The sequence below is a fragment of the Ferruginibacter sp. SUN002 genome, assembly GCF_050611725.1.
GTDB lineage: Bacteria > Bacteroidota > Bacteroidia > Chitinophagales > Chitinophagaceae > Ferruginibacter.
The window spans coordinates 2,604,773-2,628,582 of record NZ_JBODJB010000001.1; the positions used below are offsets into that span (position 1 = coordinate 2,604,773).

A 23,810-nucleotide genomic window follows, 5' to 3' on the forward strand; every position below is an offset into this window, starting at 1 on the left:
AAGTTACTGAATAGGAAAATAGTAAACAAGTTAATTTTTTGCTAACGCTCCCGGTGAAATTTGACCAACCCATCCATTGGCCGTTTGATAACCTGGCCCAACTGAAGTTCATACATGTGACACATTTCCTTAAGGATATCCTTAAATCCATAAGCTACACTCCCAACAAAATGTATGGGCATTTTCCAGCTTTCGCTATACTTATATATGTGATTAAAAAAGAAGTCGTTGAACGCATCCTCAATGATATTTTCGATCATATAATGGCCTCTGTTCTCAATCAAAAAAGGTACAAAAGAGGCCAAATATCTATTAGGCAATGGCTGTCTGTACACGGCGTCAAGTATTTCTGGCGGAGAGGTGTTGAACTTAGCATTGAATCTATCCATCAGATCCGGATCAAAAGTATTGTACATATAATATTGTACGACTTTCTTTCCAAGATAAGCTCCGCTGCCTTCATCTCCCAATATAAAACCAATACCGGGGCTGTTCTTGGCAATACTCCTGCCATTAAAGTAACAGGAATTTGACCCGGTTCCCAAAATACAGGCTATTCCTTTTTCTTTGCCACACAAAGCTCTGGCCGCTGCCATCAGGTCATGATCAACCGATATAGAAACTTTACCAAATACTTTTTTTAATGCCCCGGCTACCTGTTGTTTATTAGCGGCACTGCTGCAGCCCGTTCCATAAAAAAATATTTTATCGGGCTGCACTTTTTTCATCTTAGGCAACAATTCTTTCTCAATAATTTCCTGAATTTGTGTTGCAGTAAGAAAATACGGACTGATACCCTGTGTCTCGATCGATTTTTTGGTTTTACCATTGATCAGGCACCATTCTGCCTTTGTAGAACCACTATCTGCGATTAAAATAATAGACATGTTAATTTCTTGCGATTATGGGTTGAAGTTACACCATTCGTATTAATTCGTATAACTTCGTGAAAATTTTGAGTAAAAAAGATGAATAAAAAAGTTCAGGTCTGGATTCCGTTGCTTTTCAGCGTTGCAATGATCTTGGGGATGTATTTCGGTTATCAGGTACGAGACAATATGCCGGGCAAAAAATTCTTTTCTATTGACAAGTCTAGCCCATTGCAGGAAGTATTGAGTTTGATCAGTAACCGGTATGTTGATGATGTAAAATTGGGTGATTTAGGCGATACAGCTATTATCGCCATGTTGAACAAGTTAGACCCCCACTCTGTTTTTATTCCAAAAGAAGAATTACAGGAAGTCAATGACGATATTGCCGGCCAGTTTTACGGTATTGGCCTTGAGTTTAATATTTTTGATGATACCATAAATGTAATTACGGTATTGCCTGACGGGCCAAGTTTTAGAGCAGGACTAAAAAGCGGCGATAAATTTTTAAAGATCAACGATAGTGTTGTGACAGGCAAAAAGATCAATTCAGAAAAGGTAAGAAAATTTTTAAGGGGCGATCGTGATACAAAAGTTACAATAACCGTTTTACGCAATGGTCAACAAAAAGCGTTTACAGTTATCCGTGATATTATTCCAACTACCAGTGTAGACGCCGCCTATTTTGTTGAACCTGGCACCGCCTATATCAAGATCAGTAAATTTTCTCAAAAAACATATGTGGAATTCATGCAGGCAATGGAACGACTGCAAAAACAAGGACTTAAAAAATTGATCCTCGACCTCAGGGGAAATCCGGGTGGTGTGTTAGATCAGGCAACAGAAATTGCTGATGAATTTTTAGATGGAGATAAATTAATAACCTATACCGAAGGCGTTCATTTTCCGAAAAAAGAATATCGTTGCAAAAGACCCGGATTATTTGAGAAAGGAGCATTGGTTTTATTGATGGATGAAGGATCAGCGAGTGCAAGTGAGGTATTAAGCGGAGCATTACAGGATTGGGACAGAGCAACCATTGTGGGTCGCCGCAGTTTTGGCAAAGGTCTTGTTCAAGAACAATATGACCTGAGCGACGGTAGTGCTTTGCGTTTGACCATTGCAAGATATTACACCCCTATCGGCAGAAGCATACAACGACCATATACAAAAGGTAGTAAAGCTTATATGGAAGAAATATCCAACCGTTCTCATGACGGAGAATTACTATCTGCAGACTCTGTGAAAAATGATACTACCAAACTGTACAAAACAATGGGTGGTAAAAAAGTGTACGGTGGTGGCGGCATTACTCCGGATATTTTTATCCCTATCGATACGGGGAACTATTCGTTAAATACCGCAAGAATATTTATAAGTAATACCATTGGTGATTTTGCTTACAAATATTCTTTACGAAATCAGCAGCAATTAAGCAATTACAAAACACCGGCTGATTTTGCAAGATCATTTAGCTTAACAGCTGCCGACTGGAAACAATTCGGTGCATTTATAGTGAAAGACTCTGTTAGTATCAATAATATCACCGGTAAAGAGAAAGAAGAAACACTGCTACGAATCAAAGCTTATATTGCCCGCCAGTTATGGCGTAGTGAGGGTTTTTATGAAGTATATAATACTGGTGATACCGGACTGAAAAAAGCATTAGAAGTCATAAACAAATAATCATCTTACATAATTTAAAAGCCTGTTACAAAAAATGTAACAGGCTTTTAAATTTTACAACTGATCTACTTTATTTACACTCCGTATACTGCTTACACAACTCAACAAATTTTGGTTCTTTGTCTGTTGAAAAGGCCCCACCAAAATCACCACTCTTTGCATTATCACTAACTGCTTCGCAATCTTCAAAATATTTGGCCATTTTTTTCTTTACACCAAATCCGCTGAAATATGTTACCATATCTTCTGTAGGACGTTTAAAACCCAAACTTCCCGGATCTGGTTTGAAATAATTATCCATGAATTGAACGAGTGTAATTTTATTGGAACTGTATATCACTTTAAATATTCCTTTTGAAATTCCTCCATTGTAACCATGTTTGTAAGAAATATATTTTACCGAATCCATTGTAAAGCTTACACAGTTTTGTGCAGTAAGTGTAATAGGAGCACTCGGATTATCGTTGGGTACTATCTGCAAACGGTTAGTGGTTTTTTCAAAAACAACTTTCCCTTTTACTTCCTTCATATTTTCAACCAATATTGCCTGATCGGTTGACACCACGGTTCCGGTAGCAATTGCACTGGCAATATTTTCTACTGCACTTGCAGCATCGCTTGTATAAGCCTTGCCTGTAAGACGAAAGTCTGTTACAGGATTATATACAAGATGGGTTGTGGTTAAAAAATGTTTGGCCGTTCTTACCTTGCCCATATCAACAACCGATTTTAAATAGGAAGTCAATTTTTCTTTCTTATCAGATGAATCTAATTTTTGAATGTAGAACTGTGCTTTATCAAAATCATCCAAACAATAATGTATTGTTGCAAGATTGTAATAATTACAGAAGTACAGGATATCTTCATGCTTATCTTGCGGATCGAACTTTCCTTCGAAAGATTGGAAATAAGCAAGATCTGCCTTAATCTTTTCTTTGATGATAGCCGGCTGTTCATCTGAAGTCTGCGTTTTAAAAGCATTCATTACCGCTTTTACATGACCATTGTATTCATCATCATTATCCCATTTTTTTATTTTAAAAAAATCCAATGCATCATTGTTCGGATAAAAATCAAACATATCCTTTATGTAAAAATTACAGTTATTCATAAAGGCTTTACAAAGCTCATTAATATGTGCGGTAAGTGATGCCGTTTTGCTACCTGCTAACGCACGTGCCGCTTCATATTCCGACTTATATTGTGCGCTTTCTATACTGCGTACATTATCTGTTGAATAAGCATTTTGATAGAGCACCACATTGTTTTTGCCATTCACTAACTTATAAGTTATCGGATATCTGAAATTATGAATGCGCTTGTAATAAGTAACATTTCTTTTCACCGAATCTACTTTTTCCTCCTTTGTTTCGGTAGCAGTTTTTTCATCTATGTACATATAAGGCCCATAGCTAACATACACTTTCAGGTCTGCATTATTAAAATCTACTTTATCGTAAGAAACCAATTTAATGGCAAGATCATTTGCATACTGATAATCTATGGTAAATTGGCTTGTACTATTAACTGAAATATTAGTACCGTAGTTTTTTATTTGATCGTAAATAAGTTTACTTGGTATATGCGTATTTTGATATCGCAAGGTTTCCCGATCATACTTTTGAGCACAGCAAATATTTGCAACAAAGCAAAGAAGAAACAAAAAAGAAAAGATTTTTTTCATGAGTGGTTGGGGTTATAGTTATTGACAAATATAGGCATCAAAATTTCAAAAAATAGTACATTTGGCTATGAAAAGAATTGTATATCTCTTTTGTATTATAATCTCCCTTACTAGCTGTGAAAAAGTGCTTTTAGAGAGAAAGTATGATAGAAAAATACAAGGCTCATGGCATATACAATCGATCACATTAGCAGGCAATAACAATACATACGGCATGAGTATCAGAGGCGGTGACCTTACGTTCAATTCAGATAATACAATGAAGTATGTTGATCTTGAAAACCAGGTCTATACTGGAGAATGGATATTGTACAGCATGAAAGAACCTTGGGATTGCTTTGAAGCAACTCCTGGAACAACCTATTGTAACAACAATTACAATGTAATAGTAAATGTAGATGTTAAAAATTCCGGAGGAGAAAGAAAAAGAGTTCATTTCAAATACCTAGAACTTAGAAAGAATGGTACACTCAAAGCTGAAGTATTGGGTGACAATGCTATCATATGGCACATCTATAATTTTGTAAGAAAGTAGTTTACCGAACGGTGCAGGAAGACTATACTACAAACTATTCCTATACTCAAAATTATTCAAGCTCAAGATTTTTAAAATCGCCTGACAAATTTGTTCCATCAGATAGTGTAACATCAAAAGTTCCGCTAATTCTGTTATCAACTTTTTTAGTTACACTAAAAGTTCCCGCCATTGAGCTAACTGCTGAACCGGGAGAACTCTCATCCCAAAAGCCAATCACATTTCCAAATGTATAATCCATTGTGTAAGCTCCTACAGGAAATGCATCAACACTGTGAAGGGAAACTTCGAGATGCTTTATATTAGGCCCTACAGTTGATCTGGCTTCTATATTATTTGTATAGGCATTAGCAGAGGCTTGATAATAGCCCGTATTATTTAGCTCCCACTGGAACTGAGGAGTTAAATTTCCACCGGTGGATTTTTCACATGAAATAAGCAGCAATGAACTAAAAAGAACCAATCCTGCCAATAACTTAATTGATACTACTCGTGCTTTCATGATAAGTGTTTATTTGGCTCTCAAAATAATACGAAAAAATTACAAATGCAATAACATAAAAATCCCTGCTATGCAAAGCATAGCAGGGATACTATTTTAAAGAGATAATTTTATTTAGTGCTCAACACCCTTGGTATTCTTTGTTCCAATAACATCAAATCTGCCAAAACAAAAGCTGTAACAGCCTCTAATACCACGGGTACACGAAGTGCAATGCAAAGATCGTGGCGGCCACGTACTGCAAAGGTTTCCATTTGTTGTGTTTCCCAATTCAAGGTGAATTGATCTTGTGGTGTGCTGGATGTTGGTTTGATAGCAATGCGATAGACCAGTTCGTTACCATTAGTATAGCCACCTACTACTCCGCCGGCATGGTTGGTAGTTGTTTTACCTTCCATGTTCTCGATGGGGTCGTTGTGTTCTTTACCCAACATTTTTGCAGCAGCAAAACCGGTTCCGAATTCAACGCCACGAACAGCAGGAATTGCAAACACTGCATGTGCTAATAATGATTCAACTGAATCGAAAAAATGTTCGCCTAAACCAATGGGTAAACCTGTAACACGGCATTCAACAATGCCACCAACTGAATCTTTTGCTTCAATTGCTTTTTGTAAGCCTCTTTCTGTATCTGTATCGCCACCAATTTCTGTGATGGTAGCTTTTACTTCAATTCCCTGTAATAATTTTTTAGCAATGACGCCTGCTGCAACCATGGCTACCGTTAGTCTTCCACTGAAATGTCCGCCACCTCTGTAATCTTCATTGCCTCCAAATTTTTTGCTGGCTACAAAATCTGCATGCCCCGGACGAGGGTGACTGCGTTGTTTTGCATAGTCTGTGCTACGGGTATTATTATTTTCGAACAAGATGGTGATCGGAGCACCGGTAGTTGTATCATTGAATATGCCGCTTTTGAATATCGGCAGATCAGTTTCCTGACGAGGTGTTGCACCTTTTTGTGTACCGCCTTTTCTACGTTCAATATCAGGCAAAAAATCGTCTACAGTTAATGGTAAGCCTGCAGGGCAACCGTCGATATTGATACCAACACTTTCGCCATGCGATTCGCCGAAGATGGTGAGTTTGAATAAACGTCCGAATGAATTCATTGTGTTAGAGTCTTGGTTTTGTTAGTTTAATTTTAGCTGCAAGGCGCAAGCTACAAGGGATAAGCAAAGAGATCCGGTCAGTATGCTTTCCCCTTGTGGCTTGTAGCTTGAGGCTATCGACTAATAGTTTCTTGCAATTTTTCAATACTACCTCCTATGGACTTCATGTGCTCATAAAAATCAGGATAAGATTTATTGATTGCTTCAGCTTCTTCAATAGTTGTATCACCGTCTGCTTTTAAAGCTGCTGTTGCACATGCCATTGCAATTCTGTGATCATGACGAGAATGTACAGTTGCGCCTTTTACACCTGTGCCGCCTTTTACTAGCATCAAATCATCTTGCAAAATAATTTCGACACCCATTTTACCAAACTCATCCTGTAAAGTTAATCCTCGATTGCTTTCTTTATGTGCTAGCCTGTTTACTCCTTGTATTGCAGTAGTACCATTACAATAAGATGCCAATGCTACTAACGGAGGGAATAGATCAGGGCAATCTGTTGCATCAAATTGAAAAGCTTTTAAACTCAATGGTGGGGCCACTTCTATTGCTGTATCAGTGATTGATAACAATGCTCCACTATCTCGTACCGCTTCTAATATTTTTTTATCCGCTTGTGTTGATTGTACATCTAATCCTTTAATGGTAATGCCTCCTGCAATAGCACCTGCTACTACTAAGAATGCACCGCCACTCCAATCGCCTTCAACAGTATATTTTATTGGTTCAGCGTTTGGTGCTTTGGGATTGATTGTGAATGATTCGTAATTATTATTGACTATATCATAACCAAAATGTTTCATTACCTGTAAAGTAAGATCGATGTATGGTTTGCTTTTTAAATTTTTAACGGTGATGGTTGCTGGTTTTGTTGCGGCTTTACCATAGGCCATTAATAAGCCTGTTAAAAATTGTGAGCTGAGTGAACCGTCGATGGTGATATCTGCAGGTTGTAAAGGACCTTTAATTTGTAAGGGTAATTTACCTGCTAGCGATTTTATTTCTATACCCAGTAAAGGAAAAATATCATCGAAGAAATCCATTGGACGGGTTAATAAACTTCCTGTACCATTGATGGTAATTGGTTGGCTACTTAATGCTGCTAATGGTGTGAACATTCTGATCCCTAAACCACTTTCGCCGCAATTCATTTCTGCGCCTCTTTGTTTCAGAGATGAGGTATTTATTACCAATGTATCTCCATCGTTCTTTACAATAGTAGCTCCCAATTTTTGAATAACATCAATAGCAGCCAGATCATCATTACTTTTACCCGGGTTGTATATCGTTGTTTCTCCATCTTGCAATAAAGCAGCTGCACATGCTCTTTGCATACTGCTTTTGGAAGTAGGTGCTAATATGTTACCCTTTATTGTTGATGGATGTACTGTTACGATCATTTTATTGACAAAACTTTATTTAATTAATTGTTCTAGTTGATTCATCGGAATAGCACGTACTGTTGCATCGCCGATCTTATTGAGCAACACAAAATTCATTTCGTTGCTTACTTTCTTTTTATCGAGTTTTAATACTTCCCAGATCTTAACTTTATCATATTCCATTTCTGTTGGTAAATGATATTGAGCTAAAACTTTTATCATCTTCTCAAGCTCTGTCGAATGAAAATTGTTTATCTCTTCAGATATCCTGCCTGCCGCCACCATTCCAATACTGATGGCATGACCATGCAACAACTGATAAATGTTTTCTATCGCATGTCCGACTGTATGCCCGAAATTTAATAATTTTCTATCCCCTTGCTCAAACTCATCTTCAACAACAACTTTGGTTTTTATGTTGACATTTTTTTCTATCAGATCGGCCAAGGCTACTTTATCTTTTTGGAAATAATCTAAAGTCGAATCTTCTAATAAAGTAAACAACGATTCGTCTTTTATGCAGGCATGTTTGATCACTTCTGCAAAACCATTTACCCATTGTTCTTCAGGCAATGATTCCAACAACGTATAATCAAATAACAAAAAATCAGGTTGCTTTATTAAACCTACAAGGTTTTTATAAACTCCTACATCAACCCCATTCTTACCACCGATAGATGCATCTACCATTGCAAGGATCGTTGTTGGTACAAAACCAAATTTCAATCCTCTCATATACACAGATGCTGCATAGCCGGTGATATCAGTTACTACACCACCGCCAACGCCTACAACGAAAGTTTTTCTGTCTGCGCCGAGTTTTATTAATTCGCTGATAATATAGTCAACTGTAGATTGCTGCTTATGCTCCTCTCCCGCTTTTATTACAATTGTTTTCCAACCTTCAAACCTTGATGGCTGGCTTTTGAAAACATTGTCATCAGTAATGATAACAGTATTATTTTTTGATGTGATCGTTTCTAAATAAGAAAAATCTGCATCAAAAAAATATTTGACTTGTTTATTGCCGATGTTAATAGAGGTTGTTTGCATATGGAGTAAATTGTCTGAATCAGAATTCTCAGCATTTAAGTATGAACAGAATTACAACTTTTGTACTTGTAATTTTGTTTATTCTTATTGAGCGCTAATGATTGAAATCCCAATCATCATGATCAAAATTCTGAGCATTCTTAAATGCTGAGAATGCTGATTTAAGACAAAAAAGTTTAATAATGGTATACCGTACAAGTGAGTGACACAACGATGATGCCATGAAAAACAAATGCCTGTAACAAAAAAAGTCTTACGAGTTCATTATTTTATTCTGATGATTGATACTTTCTAAATGCACCGCATCAAAATATTTAGTAATGAAATCTTCGCTCAAACCTGCTTTAGCACCACGTTGAATTCCTTTTTGTAAAATTTCGTTCCAACGGTTGGTTTGTAAGATCGTAATGTTGTTATCTCTTTTGTATTCGCCAATTTTATCAGCAATTTTCATACGTTGACCTAAAATGGTCAACAACTCATCATCTAAATGATTGATCTGCTCTCTTAGCGTAGCCAATGCGTTTAAAAATTCTGCTTTATCAGAAGTTTCGTTACGCCATACCAATGCATCGATGATCTCTCCCAAACGCTCTGGAGTGATTTGTTGTTTAGCATCGCTCCATGCATTATCCGGATCAATATGACTTTCGATCATAAAACCATCGAAATCAAGATCGATACTTTTTTGTGCAGTTGATTGCAACATTACACGGTTTCCACAAATATGTGAAGGGTCGCAAATGATCGGCATATCAGGGAAACGACGTTTCATTTCAATTGGCAGATGCCACATAGGTGCGTTGCGATATTCTGTATTTCCGTAGTTACTGAAACCACGGTGAATCATACCAATTTGTTTAACGCCCACTTTTTGTAAACGTTCTAATCCACCACTCCATAATTCAAGATCAGGATTAATAGGATTTTTCATCAGCACAGGAATATCTACTCCTTTAAGCGCATCTGCAACTTCTTGTACACTGAATGGGTTTACTGTTGTACGGGCACCGATCCAAAGCATATCCACATCAAATGCCAATGCATCTTCAACGTGTTTTGCTGTTGCAACTTCAACAGTTGTTGGTAAGCCTGTTATTTTTTTAGCTTGTGCTAACCATGGCAACCCTTTTGCACCGATCCCTTCAAATAATCCTGGTTTGGTACGTGGTTTCCATATGCCTGCACGAAGCACATCTACTTTACCTGTTTTAGCTAATCTTGTAGCTGTTTCAATTACTTGCTCTTCAGTTTCGGCACTACAAGGTCCGCTGATAATTAGAGGGCGTTTTTTCCATTTCGCCTGCATTACTTCTTTCATTGTGTTAGTTTGTGTTTCCATTTGCGCAAATTTACGTTTTTTTGCCCTTAAAGCCTAATGGCGGGGCTGATTTGATATGTTATTTAATTATTGTTCTTATTTTATTGGCATTCTCCATTAACTCTTTCAAATATTCAATATTCTCTTTTTCTAAACTCGATTTAAACTTTCTTAACTGTGTAATGTGTTCATTTAAAACGTCCAACACATTTTCCCGGTTTTGCATAAAGATGGGTGCCCACATAGCCGGACTGCTTTTTGCCAAACGCACCGTACTTTCGAAACCACCACCTGCTAATTCAAAGATGGTATTCTCTTCTCTTTCTTTTTCCAACACCGTATTTGCCAATGCAAAGGATGTGATGTGAGAAATATGACTCACGTATGCAGCATGTGTATCATGTGCAGCTGCATCCATATAGATCAGGTGCATACCAAATGCTTTGTAAATATTTTCCATTGTGGTGACTGCATCTGCTGCACTTTTTTCTTTTTCACAGATCACACAGGCCCTCCCTTCAAAAGCACCATGTACAGCTGCTTCAGGGCCACTATATTCTGTACCCCACATCGGATGCGTTGCTACAAAACGTTTACGCATCGGATGGTCTTTCAATGCATCACATAATGCAAATTTTGTAGAGCCAGCATCTGCAACTATTTGCTCGTCGGTTATTAACTCCATTACCTGTTGTATAACAGGAATGGTTGCATCAACAGGAATGGCAACATAGATCAAATCACTTTGCTTTACGGCTTCTTCTAGCGGTAACGCCTCATCAATAATACCTAACTCCAATGCTCTTTTTAATGAAGCTTCTGTTCGGCTTACGCCAATTATTTTTTTAGTGAACCCTTTTTCTTTTAATGCTAATGCAAAGGAACCACTTATTAAACCAACACCTATTATGGTAACGTTATTAAACATTCAATTAATAATGAAAAGTGAAAAATGAAAAATGAAAAATAGTATTACCAAGAAATCATTACTGTAATTAGCTTGACAAAATTTTTCATTTTAAATTATTAATTTTTAATTCTCTTTATCGCTTCTTCAATTTTTTCTTCGGTGCTACATAAACTAACCCTTACATAATTATTTCCTGCGCTACCAAATATTCCACCAGGTGTAATAAATACATTGCTTTTATGCAATACTTCGTCGCTCAATTCAAAGCCATCTTTATAATGTGGCGGTATGGATGCCCAAACAAATAGCCCAGCCTGATCTTCATCGAAATTACAATTCAATAAATGCAATAGTTCAAATACTTTTTTTCTCCTTTGTGCGTATACTTTATTTACTTCATCATGCCAATCTTGTTCTAATTCTAAGGCTTTTGCTGCAGCTAATTGAACAGGTAAAAACATTCCGCTATCCATATTACTCTTGAAACGTAATACATCATTTATTTTATCCTGAGCACCACACAGCATACCAACTCTCCAACCCGCCATGTTATGACTTTTACTCAATGAGTTTAATTCCAGAGCAACTTCTTTCGCCCCTACTACACTTAGTATACTCATTGGATTATCATTCAAAATAAAACTGTAAGGATTATCGTGAACTAGAATAACACCGTTTCTTTGAGCAAAGTGTATGAGTTTTTCAAACAACTCTTTGGTTGGTAATTGTCCTGTTGGCATTTGCGGATAATTCACAAACATCAACACGTTCCTTCCTTCGCCACCTTGTTTTTCCTGCATACTTTTATGCACACGGATTATTTGTTGCAGTTCCAGAAAATCCGGAAACCAGCTATTCTTTTTTTCTAAATTATATTCAACACAAACGCCACCAGAAATTTTTGCTGCACTTCTGTATGTTGGATAACCTGGGTTAGGGATCAACACCAGATCACCTTCATTAATATAGGTCATACAGATATGCATGATACCTTCTTTGCTTCCTATCAACGGCAAAATTTCTGTATCAGGATTCAAGGTAACGTCATACCATTTGTTATACCATTTTGCAATAGCAGTTCTAAAGATCGGACTGCCTTTATAACTCTGATAACCATGCTGATTGGGCTTTACCGCTTCTTCCTGTAAAGCTTTTATTACAGAAGGATGCGGTGGCAGATCAGGGCTACCAATACCCAAACTGATAACATTCTTACCTTGCTTATTCATCTCATCTATCTCTCTCAATTTTTGAGAGAAGTAGTATTCACCGATGCCTTCTAATCTTTTTGCTGTCTTCATTAATAATTTTATTACACTAATTAAAACGAATTACTATAATTACTTTCCATTCTTATATACTCCATACACTTTCAAACTCTCTGTTATCTTTTTCAAAGAACCCAATACTTTATCCAATTGTGATTTGCTGGTAAATTCCAGATCTGCATGAAATGAATATTTAAAATTGCTGCCAGGTATCGGAAAGGATTGCAACTTGCTAAGGTTTATCCCGGCATTTGCAATAACCATCAACACTTTGGCCAAACTCCCTTTTGAGTGATCTGTATGAAAATTGATCGATGCTTTATTAGCCCCTTCAATATCCTGCACTTCACTTTCTCTTTGTAAAACTAAAAAACGGGTATAATTATTTTTTAAGGTTTGAATATTGGGTGCAATGATATCTAGATCAAATAACTCTGCAGCCAATTTACTTGCAATGGCTGCAATATGTTTACTATGATGCTGATGAATGTGTTTAGCACTTAAAGCAGTATCTTCTGTTTCAATCAATTTCCATTTGTACTTATCTAGAAAACCATAACATTGTTGTAACGCCATTGTATGTGAATGCACTTCACGAATATCCTCCAGCTTTACCCCTTTATTCACTAGTAAGTTTTGTCTTATTTGTAAATAAACCTCTCCAACAATTTTGAGGTTACTTTTCTGTAATAAATTATAGTTCGGTAAAATACTGCCGGCAATTGAGTTTTCGATAGCCATAATACCACCATCGCTTTCATTTTTATTCTCAGCCACATCGATCAATTCTTTAAAAGTAGAACAACAAACCACTTCTACCTTCTTACCATAAAAATGGCGAGCAGCCATCTGGTGAAAACTACCTTCAAAACCTTGTATTGATACTTTTGTTCCCCCTGTCCCCCTAAAGGGGGAACTTTGACTCGTAATCTTTTTATTATCGTCCTGTTGTTTCATTGACAGCAATTTCAATTTTTGTTTTTCCAAAAACCCCTTTAGGGGTTTGGGGTGATTTAAATAAAAATCCCGACCTTTTAGTCGGGATCTTTTATGTTAATCAGTTAGTCGTTGTGTTTCAGTTTTAACAAAAAATCTCCCTTACCATTTATAAAAATAGTAGCTAAAATAAAATCGGGTGTTTTTTGCTTTTAAATTCATTGGATGGCAAAAATAATAAATTGAGCGATAAAAACCAAAATTCTCTAAAAAATAGAGTCGCCCCGTGAAAACGGGGCGACTTAACGATTGCTTGCCATATGAAAAATCTTTATATGAAACCGGTAACTCTCAACAAGCAACCTAACCGGTTGGCTTTAATTACTTTTTAGTAGTATCAGCTGCTTTTTTTGCTGTATCAGCAACTGCAGTTTTAGCTGTATCAGCAGCTACTTTAGAAGTATCAGCTGCCATTTTAGATGAATCTACTTTTAAAGAATCACCTGCAGGAGCTGCAGTTTCAGCGTTGTTACAAGCTGCGAAAGCTGTTACGATTGCGATAGCGAAAATTACTTTTTTCATTTTTTTTTGTTTTTTATTGGTTTATATAACGGTTATATGGCCATTTATACCAAATCTGCAGAAAGGTAACCCATAAATTAAAAAAAATTATTTTTCTTTGCTTAGGGTTACTATTTACCCGATTACGTATTAATAAACACAAGCCAAGTGAGCACACCAGAACAAGAAATTACCCTATTGAAAGGATTGGCACAGAACGACAGAGTGGCTATAGAGACCCTTTACCGTGAAAACTATAACATGGTACAGGCATTTATACTGAATAATAACGGATCTGTAGATGATGCCCGGGATATTTTTCAGGAAACCATAATGGTGCTATATGAAAAAGCAAATAGCAACACATTTGAGTTAAACTGCAAGATAAAGACCTACGTTTATTCAGTCTGCCGCAGGCTATGGCTTAAGAAACTACAACAGCTTCAACGATATAGTGGCCAAATTGATAGTATTGAGGAGATAGTACCAGTTGAAGAGGAACTTGAGGAACACGAAAAAAAGAACAACGACTTTATATTAATGGATGCTGCCATGAGTAAGATCGGCGAACCCTGTAAAAGTCTGTTGGATGCTTATTATCTGCAAAACAAAAATATGCAGGCAATAGCAGCAGAGTTTGGATATACTAATTCAGACAATGCTAAAACTCAGAAGTACAAGTGCCTGATGAGGTTGAAAAAGATATTTTTTGCTCAATATAAAAATGGTCAGTAAAATGGATGAGGTTTTGTTATTAGACGCCGTAGAAAGATACCTGAGAGGTGAAATGCCGCAGCATGAGGTTGGTATGTTTGAAGAATTGCGTAAAAGCAATCCGGAAATAGACCAATTGGTTGTGGAGCATATTTATTTTTTACAGGAGCTGAACAATTACAGCAATACCAGAAATATCAAACATTCTTTAATTGAGGTTGAAGCCAAACTTTTAGGCGAAGGTGTTATTGCTCAACCTAAATTAACCGGCAAAGCGAAAGTTGTTCAATTATGGAGCAAATATAAACGCAGCATTGCAGTGGCTGCTTCTATCGCAGGAATTGTTTCGTTGGGTTCTACAGGGTTGGTTGTTAATTATGCCAAAAAATATGGTAATGAAAACTACGAGCAATTGGTTCAACAAATCAAGAATACCAATGCTGAAGTTGCTAAACTAAAATCTGGCAAACAAAATTCAGCAACTGCCAAAATTGAACCTAAAGTAGATTACAGAGCTACCGGGTTTTTAATTGACGGAAAAGGATATCTTATTACCAACGCACATGTGATCACTAAAATGAAAAACATTTACGTTGAAAACAATAAAGGAGATTACTTCACTGCAATCTCAGTTTACAAAGACGAAAATTCAGATCTGGCTATTTTGAAAATAGTTGATTCTTCTTTCAAAACGATCAACAACCTTCCATACAGCATCAATAGAAACAACGCAGACCTTGGCGATCAGTTTTTCACTTTAGGTTATCCTCGTAATGAAATTGTTTACGGCGAAGGTTATGTGAGTGCAAAATCAGGCAATGAAGGAGATTCTACAGCTTACCAGCTAACAGTTTCAGCCAATCCGGGTAACAGTGGTGCTCCTATCATCAATCGTAATGGGGAGATCATCGGTATCATTACTGCAAAAGATGCAAAAGCGGATGGCGTTGTATATGCTGCAAAATCTAAAAACATTTTTAAATTATTGGAGAAGCTTAAAAAAGGCGATGACCAATACCAAAATATAAAAACACCAAGTAATACAAGTCTGAAAGGCTTAGATAGAGCACAACAGATCAAAAAAATGGAAGATTTTGTATTCATGGTTGTTGGTAACTAATTTCTTACCATTGAGCCTAAAGAAAAATCCCGAAGTAATTCGGGATTTTTTATTTTTATCAAATAGCTTGATCATATTATCTCCATAAAGCTGCAGGATACTCCCCTGATGCAACCAATGCATCGAGACTTTGTTTAACGCCGGGAGCATCTTCTTTATATGTTACACCAAACCACTGAGCTGTTGTTGGAATCACTTCAATAGTTCCGCCTAAATGATGCATGAAATTTTCAGCAATGATCGGAATAAAAAATTCCGACTTAAGATTTGCCAGATTTTCTTTTACAAAAGAATGGAACAATTTTTCTGTAACATTAAATAATGATGGATGAAAACACCAAAAATTCATCGATACACTTGAATTTTCTGCAACGGTATGCTTACCTGCTTCATCTTCATAAACAATATGATCGCCTTCTCTGTAAATCTTTGTTCTTTCTTTAATACTTACAAGATCATTCTGTTCATCTACCTGGCAAACACCTCGGCTTACGGTACCATGTTCACTTAATGTTTTAGCAAGTTGATATCCGATGATAGAATATTTTTTATCAGTACAATCATTATTCAAAAATGCAGCTGCTTTCGCAAAAGCATCTCTTCCATAGAAATCATCTGCATTGATAACAGCAAATGGCTCTTTCACCACATCCAAAGCACATAAAACTGCATGCCCAGTACCCCAAGGCTTTACTCTATCTTCAGGCACAACCACATCTCCCGGAATATGAGCATCCTTTTCCTGATACACATATTCGGTAGCTATCTTACCTTTTAATTTAGGTTCGAAAATTGCTTTAAAATCTTCGGCAAAATCTTTACGGATAATAAACACCACTTTACCAAAGCCGGCACGTATGGCATCATAAATTGAATAGTCCATAATGGTTTCTCCATCAGGGCCAAAAGACTGGGTTTGTTTCATACTTCCATAGCGACTTGCCATACCGGCCGCTAAAATTAAAAGAGTAGGCTTCATAAATAGATTTCAGATTACTGATTACAAATCGCAAATTGCGTCTGCGAAAATAGGACAATCATCCAATTAATGACAAAAAATGCTGTTTGATTATTCACATATAAAAATCGATGTGCTTGAGGACAATTGGCTTAGGGAGAAGAACATTTCGTTATCTGTACTTAGATTGGATGCGATCCACCGGGTCATATCAGGCAATAAACTATTTAAACTTCATTATTTTTTAGAAGATATTTCGTCAGGAAAAATACTTATTACTTTCGGGGGTGCCTATTCAAATCATCTTGCTGCAACGGCCTATGCTTGTAAACTATCTAACATAAAATGTATTGGTATTGTTAGAGGAGAAAAACCAAAAGAATTATCGCATACATTAAAACAATGCCTCAATGATGGCATGGAATTAAGATTTGTTTCACGAGAAATCTACGATCAAAAGGAAGATGATGGCTTTTTAAAAAAATTGGAAGAAGAGTTTAAAGAAAGTATTGTCATTCCAGAAGGAGGTTATCACTTTAAAGGTGCTAAAGGCGTAGCGATGATAATGGATCTTATACCTGATAACACTACCCATGTTTGTTGTGCAGTAGGTACTGCTACTACCCTTGCCGGATTATTAATGAATCACAAACAGAAAAAAATTATTGGGGTACCTGTGCTGAAAGGTATGCATGACATTGAAAGCAGGATATCATTTTTATCGGAAAATAATGTCGATTTGAAACAATTAGCATTATTGAATGAGTATCATTTTGGCGGATACGCAAAAAAAACTGATGAGTTGATCACATTCATGAATGAGTTACACAAGCGATATCAACTACCAACCGATTTTGTGTACACAGGCAAAATGATGTATGCCATTTTTGATCAAATAAAAAAAGGAATGTTTGCGTCGGGTAGCAATATTGTATGCATCCATACCGGAGGCTTACAAGGTAATTTATCTTTACCGAAGGGAACTTTATTTTTTTGATTGAATTAACATCGGTTTATATTTGCATTCAAACCTTTCTGAATAGTTTTACGTTTTAAATCTTCTATGCGTTTAAGCCTTATCACTTTATTTATCATTTGCTCAGGATTTTTCTGTAACGCTTTCGGGCAGGATACTTTACCACAAATAAAGGTAAAAAAGGCATTAAAGAAAGTGATCATCAGCTGGAAAAATGCTTACGGAAGAACGATCAGTACTATTAATATTCAACGTTCGTCTGATAGTATCAAACAATTTTCAACTATCGGCACCGTATTAAACCCGATGAATAGAGATAATGGTTTTGTTGATGCTAAACCTCCTGCCGACAAAGTATTTTACAGAGTATTTGTTGCATTTTCAGATGGGTCATATATATTCACCAGATCTTATCAACCATCAATAGATACCGTTACCGTGGTGCCCGGCTACCAGGAAGTTGTGGTTACACAACCTACCGGATTTACAGCCAGCAAGTACATTTATACCGGCAAAGAAAATAATGTAGTAATCAATATACCCAATGCCGCAGTTAAAAAATATAGCGTCAAATTTTTTGACGCTAATAATAATTTTTTATTTGAGATAAAGAAAATTCCGGAACCGTTCATTACACTTGAAAAAGTAAATTTCAAACACGCCGGCTGGTTTAATTTTCAATTATTTGAAGAAGATATATTGATTGAGAAATATCAATTTTATATTTCGAAAGATTCTAAAAAGACTCCATCTAACAATGAGCAAGGTAGATAATTAATTATCCTGCACAATTACATTAAAAACTTTTTCAAAGTTTATTTTAAGTCGTTGCTTTACTTCGGCATAATCTACTTCCCTACCCAGTTCCTTTTGTAATGAAGTAACCTGCTTATTTTGAATCCCACAAGGAATGATATTATTGAAATAACTAAGATCAGTATTCACATTCAATGCAAAACCATGCATAGTGATCCATCTGCTACAACGAACCCCCATTGCACAAATTTTTCTTTCCTTACCCAAAACACCTGGCTCTATCCATACACCCGTTTCTCCCTTGCTTCTTTCTCCGACTATACCATAATCTTTTAATGTAAGAATGATCACTTCTTCCAATTCTCTTAAATATCTGCCAATATCGGTATAAAATTTTTCCAGATCTAAAATTGGATAACCAACCACTTGTTGTAATCCATGAAATGTAATATCACCACCTCGGTTGGTTTTAAAATATTGTATACCCTGCTGCTCCATTTCATCATCATTGATAAGAATATTATCTTCACTACCGCTTTTACCTAAGGTATATACCGGGGGATGTTCGCAGAAAAGAAGATAGTGCTTAGTCCATGTTCCATGGACCATGGTTGGTTGTCCATCGTCAATTAGCTGTTGCCTGTTCGCCACCTTTACTGCAATATTCTCCTGCAACAAAGATTCCTGGTAATCCCAGGCCTGTTTGTATTCAACAATTCCTAAATCTTTATAGTGTACTATCTGCTTATCCAATGCAATTTCTTTTACTTTGCAAAGATAAGGCGGTTAATGGTTTATAGTTCGTGGTTCATAGTCCATGAACCATAGACTATGGACTATAGTAAAATACATACCATGAACCAAGAAGAAGAAATACAAGAACAAGACAGTGAAGAGCTTTATGAAAAGCTGGTAATAGAGATCGATAAAGGACAGGAACCGCTCCGTATCGATAAATTTCTGATGACCCGTATTGAAGGTGCTACCCGTAATAAAATACAGCAAGGCATTGACGATGAAATGGTTTTAGTAAACGAAAAACCGATCAAATCAAACTACAAAGTAAAGCCGGGAGATAAAGTAGTGGTGTTTGATAATAAGAGTCCTGAAAGCACCGAAATAGTTCCGGAAAATATACCACTCAATATTGTTTTTGAAGATGAAGACATTATGATCATCGACAAACCTGCCGGCATGGTAGTACATCCGGGTAGTGGTAATTATAGTGGCACATTGGTAAATGGTATTGCTTATTATCTGCAACAGCAAAGCGAAGAAAAAAAAGATATTCCCCTCTCCCGCCTTGGACTTGTACACAGAATAGATAAGAATACAACAGGCCTGTTAGTGATTGCCAAGAATCAACACGCTATGTCGCATTTAGCCAAACAATTTTTTGATCATACCGTACATCGAAGGTATGTCGCATTAGCATGGGGCAATTTTGATGAAGAAAGTGGCACTGTTAAAGGGCATGTAGGCCGCCATCAAAGATTCAGGAAATTATTTACCACTTACCCCGATGGCGAATATGGTAAAGAAGCCATCACACATTATAAAGTACTTGAACGTTTTAATTATGTGACCTTGATCGAGTGCCGTTTGGAAACAGGCCGTACACACCAGATACGGGTACATATGCAATACATTGGCCACCCATTGTTCAATGATGATTTTTATGGTGGGGATAGAATTGTTAAAGGAACTGTATTTACCAAGTACAAGCAGTTTGTTGACAATTGCTTTGATCTATGCCCACGCCAGGCATTGCATGCCCGTGAACTTGGATTCGTACACCCTACTACGTTAAAACCAATGCTTTTTAAAAGCGAATTACCGGAAGACATACAAGCTGTTATTGAAAAATGGCGAAAGTATAGTAGTAATAGAAATATTATAGAGTAGTATATATTTGTGAGTAGCTATGTTTCACCGCATTACTTTAATCCAATGAAAAAAATATTTTTCTTATTACCGATAGCAATACTTTTTTTCAATCAACTCTCTTGTCAATTAAAATCTTATAGTGTTCAAAAAGACACGATCTGTCTTGCAGATAGTTGCATAAGACCTTTTCAGTTTTTTCCCAATCAAAAATGGGGATATATAAATTCAGATGGAATAATCGTGATACCTGCTATGTACGATTTTGCAAGCAACTTTCACAATGGATTGGCATTTGTAGAACTGGATAAGAAAAAGTTTTACATAACCACTCAAAATAAAAATGCCTTTGGGAAATACTTTGCGTATGCAAATGATTTTAATGAGGGACTTGCATTTGTAGGGCAAAAAAAAGGCAAGGACCTGCTCTTTGGTGTAATTGATAAAACAGGAAAACTCATTTTACCATATAATTATTTAGCTGGATCCCACTTCGAAGAAGGTATTGCAGTGGTGACAAACAAAAAAGGGAAAGCTGTTTATATTGATACAACCGGGAAAGTGCTCTTTCATCATAAACCAGATTACCTGTTAAGCAATTACTCAAAAGAAAGCGGCTTGTTCCTGTTGGAAAAATCTATGGGCAGGTTTAAAAGCAGTAAATATGGATATATCAATTTAGAAGGGAAGGAAATAATTAAACCTCAATTTGAATATGCTCATGGATTTAAATTCGGCTTGGCTCCGGTAAGAAAAGATAGCCTTTATGGCTTTATTGATAACAAAGGGAAGCAGCGGATCCCCTTTATTTATAATAGTGTAGATAGGTTTTATGAAGGTTTGGCTATGGTAAAAAAAGGTAGCCTTTATGGCTATATTGATTCATCGGGCCAATATAAGATCCAACCAATTTATACTTACGCTACTCATTTCAGTGAAGGATTAGCATTTGTAATGATAGGTGATAAAAGAAGTTTTATTGATCATGAAGGGAAGGACATTATTTTAATTCCCTCGGATTGGGACTACATAGAAAATGAATTTCGTAGAGGAACAACAGGGGTCTATATTAATAAGAAAAATTGCTTGATCAATAAACAAGGGAAGGTCGTATTTATCTTTTTATGAGCACCTTGAGAAGTTCATAGCCCTTGGTTACAAAGAAGGCTTTACTGTAGCTATTGGCAATCTCGATGCAGTGCTCGCTTCATAATAGTTTTCACAAAAAAGGTGCAGTTGAGTCAACTGCACCTTTTAATAAAGTTATTATAAACAATTATGCTTCTTCTACAGCAAGTAAACGTTTAGCGGTTTTTGCTTCTTTTTTAACAGCACCTGTTTTTTTAAATTGCATTGCACTCCAAACATGATCCAATGTAACAAGTCTTGCACTTTCAAAACCATATTGCCCCATAAAATCCCATTTACAATCTCTGCAAAGATCACTAACGATCTTGGCTGTAACTTTTGGATAAGCCACCCAAAGCTTAGCATCTTTTTGCAAAGCAGGTATTACATCTTTCAATATATCTGTCAATTGCTTTTGGTTGATGGCAAACACCAATGCAAAATCAATTTTACGTGCTTTTAAAAGTGGGGTAACATTTTTTGCAAACGAGAGTTTGCTGAATTGCTTTTCTATGGTAGATGGCAATCCTTGAACCAAGAGATTTTTTTCGCCGTTAAGTTGTAATTTTTCAAGTACTGTTTGTGAGGGAGACATTACTTCTAATTCCATATAAAAAGCTTTAAGAGTCTGCAAAATTACACAAAATATTGCAATAATTCCCCTAAAACAATTATTAAAATCAATTTATATAACAAAAAATGTAGTGTAAAAGGCAATTCATTAATTTGAAATTAAATTAAATCAAAATTTCATAACGACTTAATTTAAAATATTTTATAAATTTTGTTAAATAAAAATGCCGCTACAGTTTAGCGGCATTTTAATTTTAATTAACTACGACTATTTAACTGGTTTATAATAAGTTAATGCCTCATCCATATAGCCTTCTAATTGTTTTATTCTTTTCTCATCAGAAGGGTGAGTTGATAAAAACTCCGGAGGCTTAGTGCCGCTACCTGCTGCCTTACTCATACGCTGCCAGAATGGGATAGCTTCCTTAGGATTGTAACCAGCCATTGCCGCACAGATCAAACCATAATGGTCAGCCTCAGATTCCTGTTTTCTGCTGTTTGGCAATAAAACGCCTACCTGTGCTCCTATACCATAAGTGCTATTAAAAATACCGTTTACCTGACTATTTCTGCTGGTCAATACATCTCCTGCAATACCAATTCCCTGCGCCAGCATTGCCTGACTCATTCTTTCATTACCATGTTTGGCAACAGCATGCATGATCTCGTGCCCCAATACAATGGCTAAAGCTGCTTCATTCTGAGCTACTGGTAGCAAACCGGTATATACTACCACTTTACCGCCGGGCATACACCATGCGTTTATCTCTTTATTATCTACTAAATTAAACTCCCATTTATACCCTTCAAAAATAGAAGCCTTTCCTTGCTTTGTGTAATATTCCGTAATAGCATTTGCAATACGGGTACCTACTCTACGTACCATTTCTGCATCTTTACTTGTGGTAGTACTTACCACTTTACTTTGAGAAAGAAACTGCTGATATTCCTGTAAAGCCATTTGCTGCAATTGACTTTCGGGCAAAAGCGATAATTGCTTACGGCCGGTTACAGCATTCTTGCTACAAGCTGCTACTACAACCACAGCCGACATAATAAGTAAAATCTTTTTCATCTTAATAAGTTTATATAAATAGATATACAATTGGCGTACCAAAGCGGCCATTTCTAAATGTTAAAGTCTACAGATGTAATTTACTGCAAAAAGGTTGTATGTAATTACTTGTTACGGCGAGATTTCCTTCTGTCTCTGTATTTAAGGATAGGTACACGACTTTCGCTGCCTCTTAAGATCTTAATGATGTTCTTTTGATGCGTTAGAACGATCAAAACAGCAACTAATACAGCAAATATGCGGTAGATGATCACATCATCATTCCAGATCCAAAGTACACAGATCGGCAGACTTAAGCCTGCAAGGATAGAACTTAAAGAAACGTATCTTGTAAGATATAAAACAGCTAAAAACACCCCTACACAACTGATAGCTATTACCGGCTGAACCGCCAGAATCATCCCAAACAAAGTTGCAACACCTTTTCCTCCTTTAAATTGAGCAAATATGGGAAAGATATGGCCAAGTACTGAGGCTAAACCCAAGCCTACCATAAGGTTCGTTTTGTCCCAGTCGTTGTGCAAATAATGAGGCAAGAAATTGTATAAAGCCACAGCCAACATTCCTTTCAAAATATCGAAGATCATTACGATGATGCCATATTTAGTGCCCAATACTCTGAAAGTATTAGTGGCTCCCATATTACCACTTCCGTAATCACGAATATCAACCCCAAAGAATGATTTACTGATAATCAATGCCGTAGGAATAGATCCGATCAAATATGCTAAAACAATTAAGAGGAACTCTTTCATGGATTTAGTAAATTAGTAGGTGCAAATATACCGCAAAACAGCCACTTAA

At 36.5% G+C, this 23,810-nt stretch carries 24 protein-coding genes; 8 read left to right on the forward strand and 16 right to left on the reverse strand.

What is annotated here, in order from left to right; all coding sequences use genetic code 11:
* Positions 1–41: 41 nt before the first annotated feature.
* Complete coding sequence (locus ACQ33O_RS11280) at positions 42–887, reverse strand: N-acetylglucosamine kinase (RefSeq protein WP_430995689.1); 846 nt, start codon at positions 885–887, stop codon at positions 42–44.
* 81 nt (positions 888–968) lie between these two features.
* Here ACQ33O_RS11280 and ACQ33O_RS11285 point away from each other — a divergent pair, with 81 nt between their 5' ends.
* On the forward strand, positions 969–2,555 hold the full coding sequence (locus ACQ33O_RS11285) for a S41 family peptidase (protein WP_430995690.1): 1,587 nt from the start codon (positions 969–971) through the stop codon (positions 2,553–2,555).
* A 70-nt stretch (positions 2,556–2,625) separates the two neighbouring features.
* On the opposite strand, the gene ACQ33O_RS11290 is transcribed toward ACQ33O_RS11285, so the two are convergent.
* Positions 2,626–4,239 carry a hypothetical protein gene (locus ACQ33O_RS11290; protein WP_430995691.1) on the reverse strand — a complete coding sequence of 538 codons (1,614 nt, stop codon included), beginning with the start codon at positions 4,237–4,239 and terminating at the stop codon, positions 2,626–2,628.
* A gap of 67 nt (positions 4,240–4,306) precedes the next feature.
* Between ACQ33O_RS11290 and ACQ33O_RS11295 the strand changes: the two genes are divergently transcribed.
* Complete coding sequence (locus tag ACQ33O_RS11295; protein ID WP_430995692.1) at positions 4,307–4,774, forward strand: hypothetical protein; 468 nt, start codon at positions 4,307–4,309, stop codon at positions 4,772–4,774.
* Between the two features lie 52 nt (positions 4,775–4,826).
* Here ACQ33O_RS11295 and ACQ33O_RS11300 read toward each other — a convergent pair whose 3' ends face one another.
* From ACQ33O_RS11300 to ACQ33O_RS11340, 9 genes are all read right to left on the reverse strand, one after another.
* Positions 4,827–5,276: a hypothetical protein gene (locus ACQ33O_RS11300; RefSeq protein WP_430995693.1), complete on the reverse strand. Its 450-nt coding sequence runs from the start codon at positions 5,274–5,276 to the stop codon at positions 4,827–4,829.
* Positions 5,277–5,386: 110 nt separating this feature from the next.
* Entirely contained in the window at positions 5,387–6,388 is a 1,002-nt protein-coding gene (locus tag ACQ33O_RS11305) for a chorismate synthase (protein WP_430995694.1), read from the reverse strand.
* Positions 6,389–6,501: 113 nt separating this feature from the next.
* Positions 6,502–7,791, reverse strand: a complete 1,290-nt coding sequence (gene aroA / locus ACQ33O_RS11310) for a 3-phosphoshikimate 1-carboxyvinyltransferase (protein WP_430995695.1) — start codon at positions 7,789–7,791, stop codon at positions 6,502–6,504.
* A 15-nt stretch (positions 7,792–7,806) separates the two neighbouring features.
* A complete protein-coding gene (gene aroB / locus ACQ33O_RS11315; RefSeq protein WP_430995696.1) occupies positions 7,807–8,826 on the reverse strand; it encodes a 3-dehydroquinate synthase in 1,020 nt (339 codons plus the stop codon).
* A 253-nt stretch (positions 8,827–9,079) separates the two neighbouring features.
* Positions 9,080–10,168 carry a chorismate mutase gene (locus tag ACQ33O_RS11320; protein ID WP_430995697.1) on the reverse strand — a complete coding sequence of 363 codons (1,089 nt, stop codon included), beginning with the start codon at positions 10,166–10,168 and terminating at the stop codon, positions 9,080–9,082.
* A gap of 58 nt (positions 10,169–10,226) precedes the next feature.
* Positions 10,227–11,075: a prephenate dehydrogenase gene (locus ACQ33O_RS11325; protein ID WP_430995698.1), complete on the reverse strand. Its 849-nt coding sequence runs from the start codon at positions 11,073–11,075 to the stop codon at positions 10,227–10,229.
* A 98-nt stretch (positions 11,076–11,173) separates the two neighbouring features.
* Positions 11,174–12,358 (reverse strand): pyridoxal phosphate-dependent aminotransferase, encoded by a 1,185-nt coding sequence (locus tag ACQ33O_RS11330; protein ID WP_430995699.1) that lies wholly within the window; start codon positions 12,356–12,358, stop codon positions 11,174–11,176.
* Between the two features lie 39 nt (positions 12,359–12,397).
* A complete protein-coding gene (locus ACQ33O_RS11335) occupies positions 12,398–13,282 on the reverse strand; it encodes a prephenate dehydratase (protein WP_430995700.1) in 885 nt (294 codons plus the stop codon).
* Positions 13,283–13,642: 360 nt separating this feature from the next.
* The gene (locus ACQ33O_RS11340; protein ID WP_430995701.1) at positions 13,643–13,843 is read right to left on the reverse strand and encodes a hypothetical protein; all 201 of its coding nucleotides are present in this window, start codon (positions 13,841–13,843) and stop codon (positions 13,643–13,645) included.
* A 147-nt stretch (positions 13,844–13,990) separates the two neighbouring features.
* On the opposite strand from ACQ33O_RS11340, the gene ACQ33O_RS11345 reads away from it, so the two are divergent.
* Both ACQ33O_RS11345 and ACQ33O_RS11350 read left to right on the forward strand, forming a co-directional pair.
* Entirely contained in the window at positions 13,991–14,557 is a 567-nt protein-coding gene (locus ACQ33O_RS11345) for an RNA polymerase sigma factor (RefSeq protein WP_430995702.1), read from the forward strand.
* Positions 14,532–15,656, forward strand: coding sequence for a S1C family serine protease (locus ACQ33O_RS11350; protein WP_430995703.1), 1,125 nt, complete (start codon positions 14,532–14,534; stop codon positions 15,654–15,656). Before ACQ33O_RS11345 ends, ACQ33O_RS11350 begins: the two co-directional genes overlap by 26 nt.
* Positions 15,657–15,732: 76 nt before the next feature.
* On the opposite strand, the gene ACQ33O_RS11355 is transcribed toward ACQ33O_RS11350, so the two are convergent.
* Positions 15,733–16,635 (reverse strand): nucleotidyltransferase family protein, encoded by a 903-nt coding sequence (locus ACQ33O_RS11355; protein ID WP_430995704.1) that lies wholly within the window; start codon positions 16,633–16,635, stop codon positions 15,733–15,735.
* Between the two features lie 79 nt (positions 16,636–16,714).
* Here ACQ33O_RS11355 and ACQ33O_RS11360 point away from each other — a divergent pair, with 79 nt between their 5' ends.
* Positions 16,715–17,611, forward strand: a complete 897-nt coding sequence (locus tag ACQ33O_RS11360; protein WP_430995705.1) for a 1-aminocyclopropane-1-carboxylate deaminase/D-cysteine desulfhydrase — start codon at positions 16,715–16,717, stop codon at positions 17,609–17,611.
* 66 nt (positions 17,612–17,677) lie between these two features.
* Positions 17,678–18,364 carry a hypothetical protein gene (locus ACQ33O_RS11365; RefSeq protein ID WP_430995706.1) on the forward strand — a complete coding sequence of 229 codons (687 nt, stop codon included), beginning with the start codon at positions 17,678–17,680 and terminating at the stop codon, positions 18,362–18,364.
* Here the strand turns inward: ACQ33O_RS11365 and lipB are convergent, their stop codons facing one another.
* Positions 18,365–19,099, reverse strand: coding sequence for a lipoyl(octanoyl) transferase LipB (gene lipB / locus ACQ33O_RS11370; protein WP_430995707.1), 735 nt, complete (start codon positions 19,097–19,099; stop codon positions 18,365–18,367).
* A gap of 102 nt (positions 19,100–19,201) precedes the next feature.
* Here lipB and ACQ33O_RS11375 point away from each other — a divergent pair, with 102 nt between their 5' ends.
* Together ACQ33O_RS11375 and ACQ33O_RS11380 are read left to right on the forward strand one after the other, a co-directional pair.
* Positions 19,202–20,251 (forward strand): RluA family pseudouridine synthase, encoded by a 1,050-nt coding sequence (locus ACQ33O_RS11375; RefSeq protein WP_430995708.1) that lies wholly within the window; start codon positions 19,202–19,204, stop codon positions 20,249–20,251.
* Positions 20,252–20,296: 45 nt separating this feature from the next.
* On the forward strand, positions 20,297–21,358 hold the full coding sequence (locus ACQ33O_RS11380) for a WG repeat-containing protein (protein ID WP_430995709.1): 1,062 nt from the start codon (positions 20,297–20,299) through the stop codon (positions 21,356–21,358).
* Positions 21,359–21,506: 148 nt separating this feature from the next.
* Here ACQ33O_RS11380 and ACQ33O_RS11385 read toward each other — a convergent pair whose 3' ends face one another.
* From ACQ33O_RS11385 to plsY, 3 genes are all read right to left on the reverse strand, one after another.
* Entirely contained in the window at positions 21,507–21,968 is a 462-nt protein-coding gene (locus ACQ33O_RS11385; RefSeq protein WP_430995710.1) for a hypothetical protein, read from the reverse strand.
* Positions 21,969–22,199: 231 nt separating this feature from the next.
* On the reverse strand, positions 22,200–23,006 hold the full coding sequence (locus ACQ33O_RS11390; protein ID WP_430995711.1) for a M48 family metallopeptidase: 807 nt from the start codon (positions 23,004–23,006) through the stop codon (positions 22,200–22,202).
* A gap of 104 nt (positions 23,007–23,110) precedes the next feature.
* The gene (gene plsY, locus ACQ33O_RS11395) at positions 23,111–23,761 is read right to left on the reverse strand and encodes a glycerol-3-phosphate 1-O-acyltransferase PlsY (protein ID WP_430995712.1); all 651 of its coding nucleotides are present in this window, start codon (positions 23,759–23,761) and stop codon (positions 23,111–23,113) included.
* Positions 23,762–23,810 lie beyond the last annotated feature (49 nt).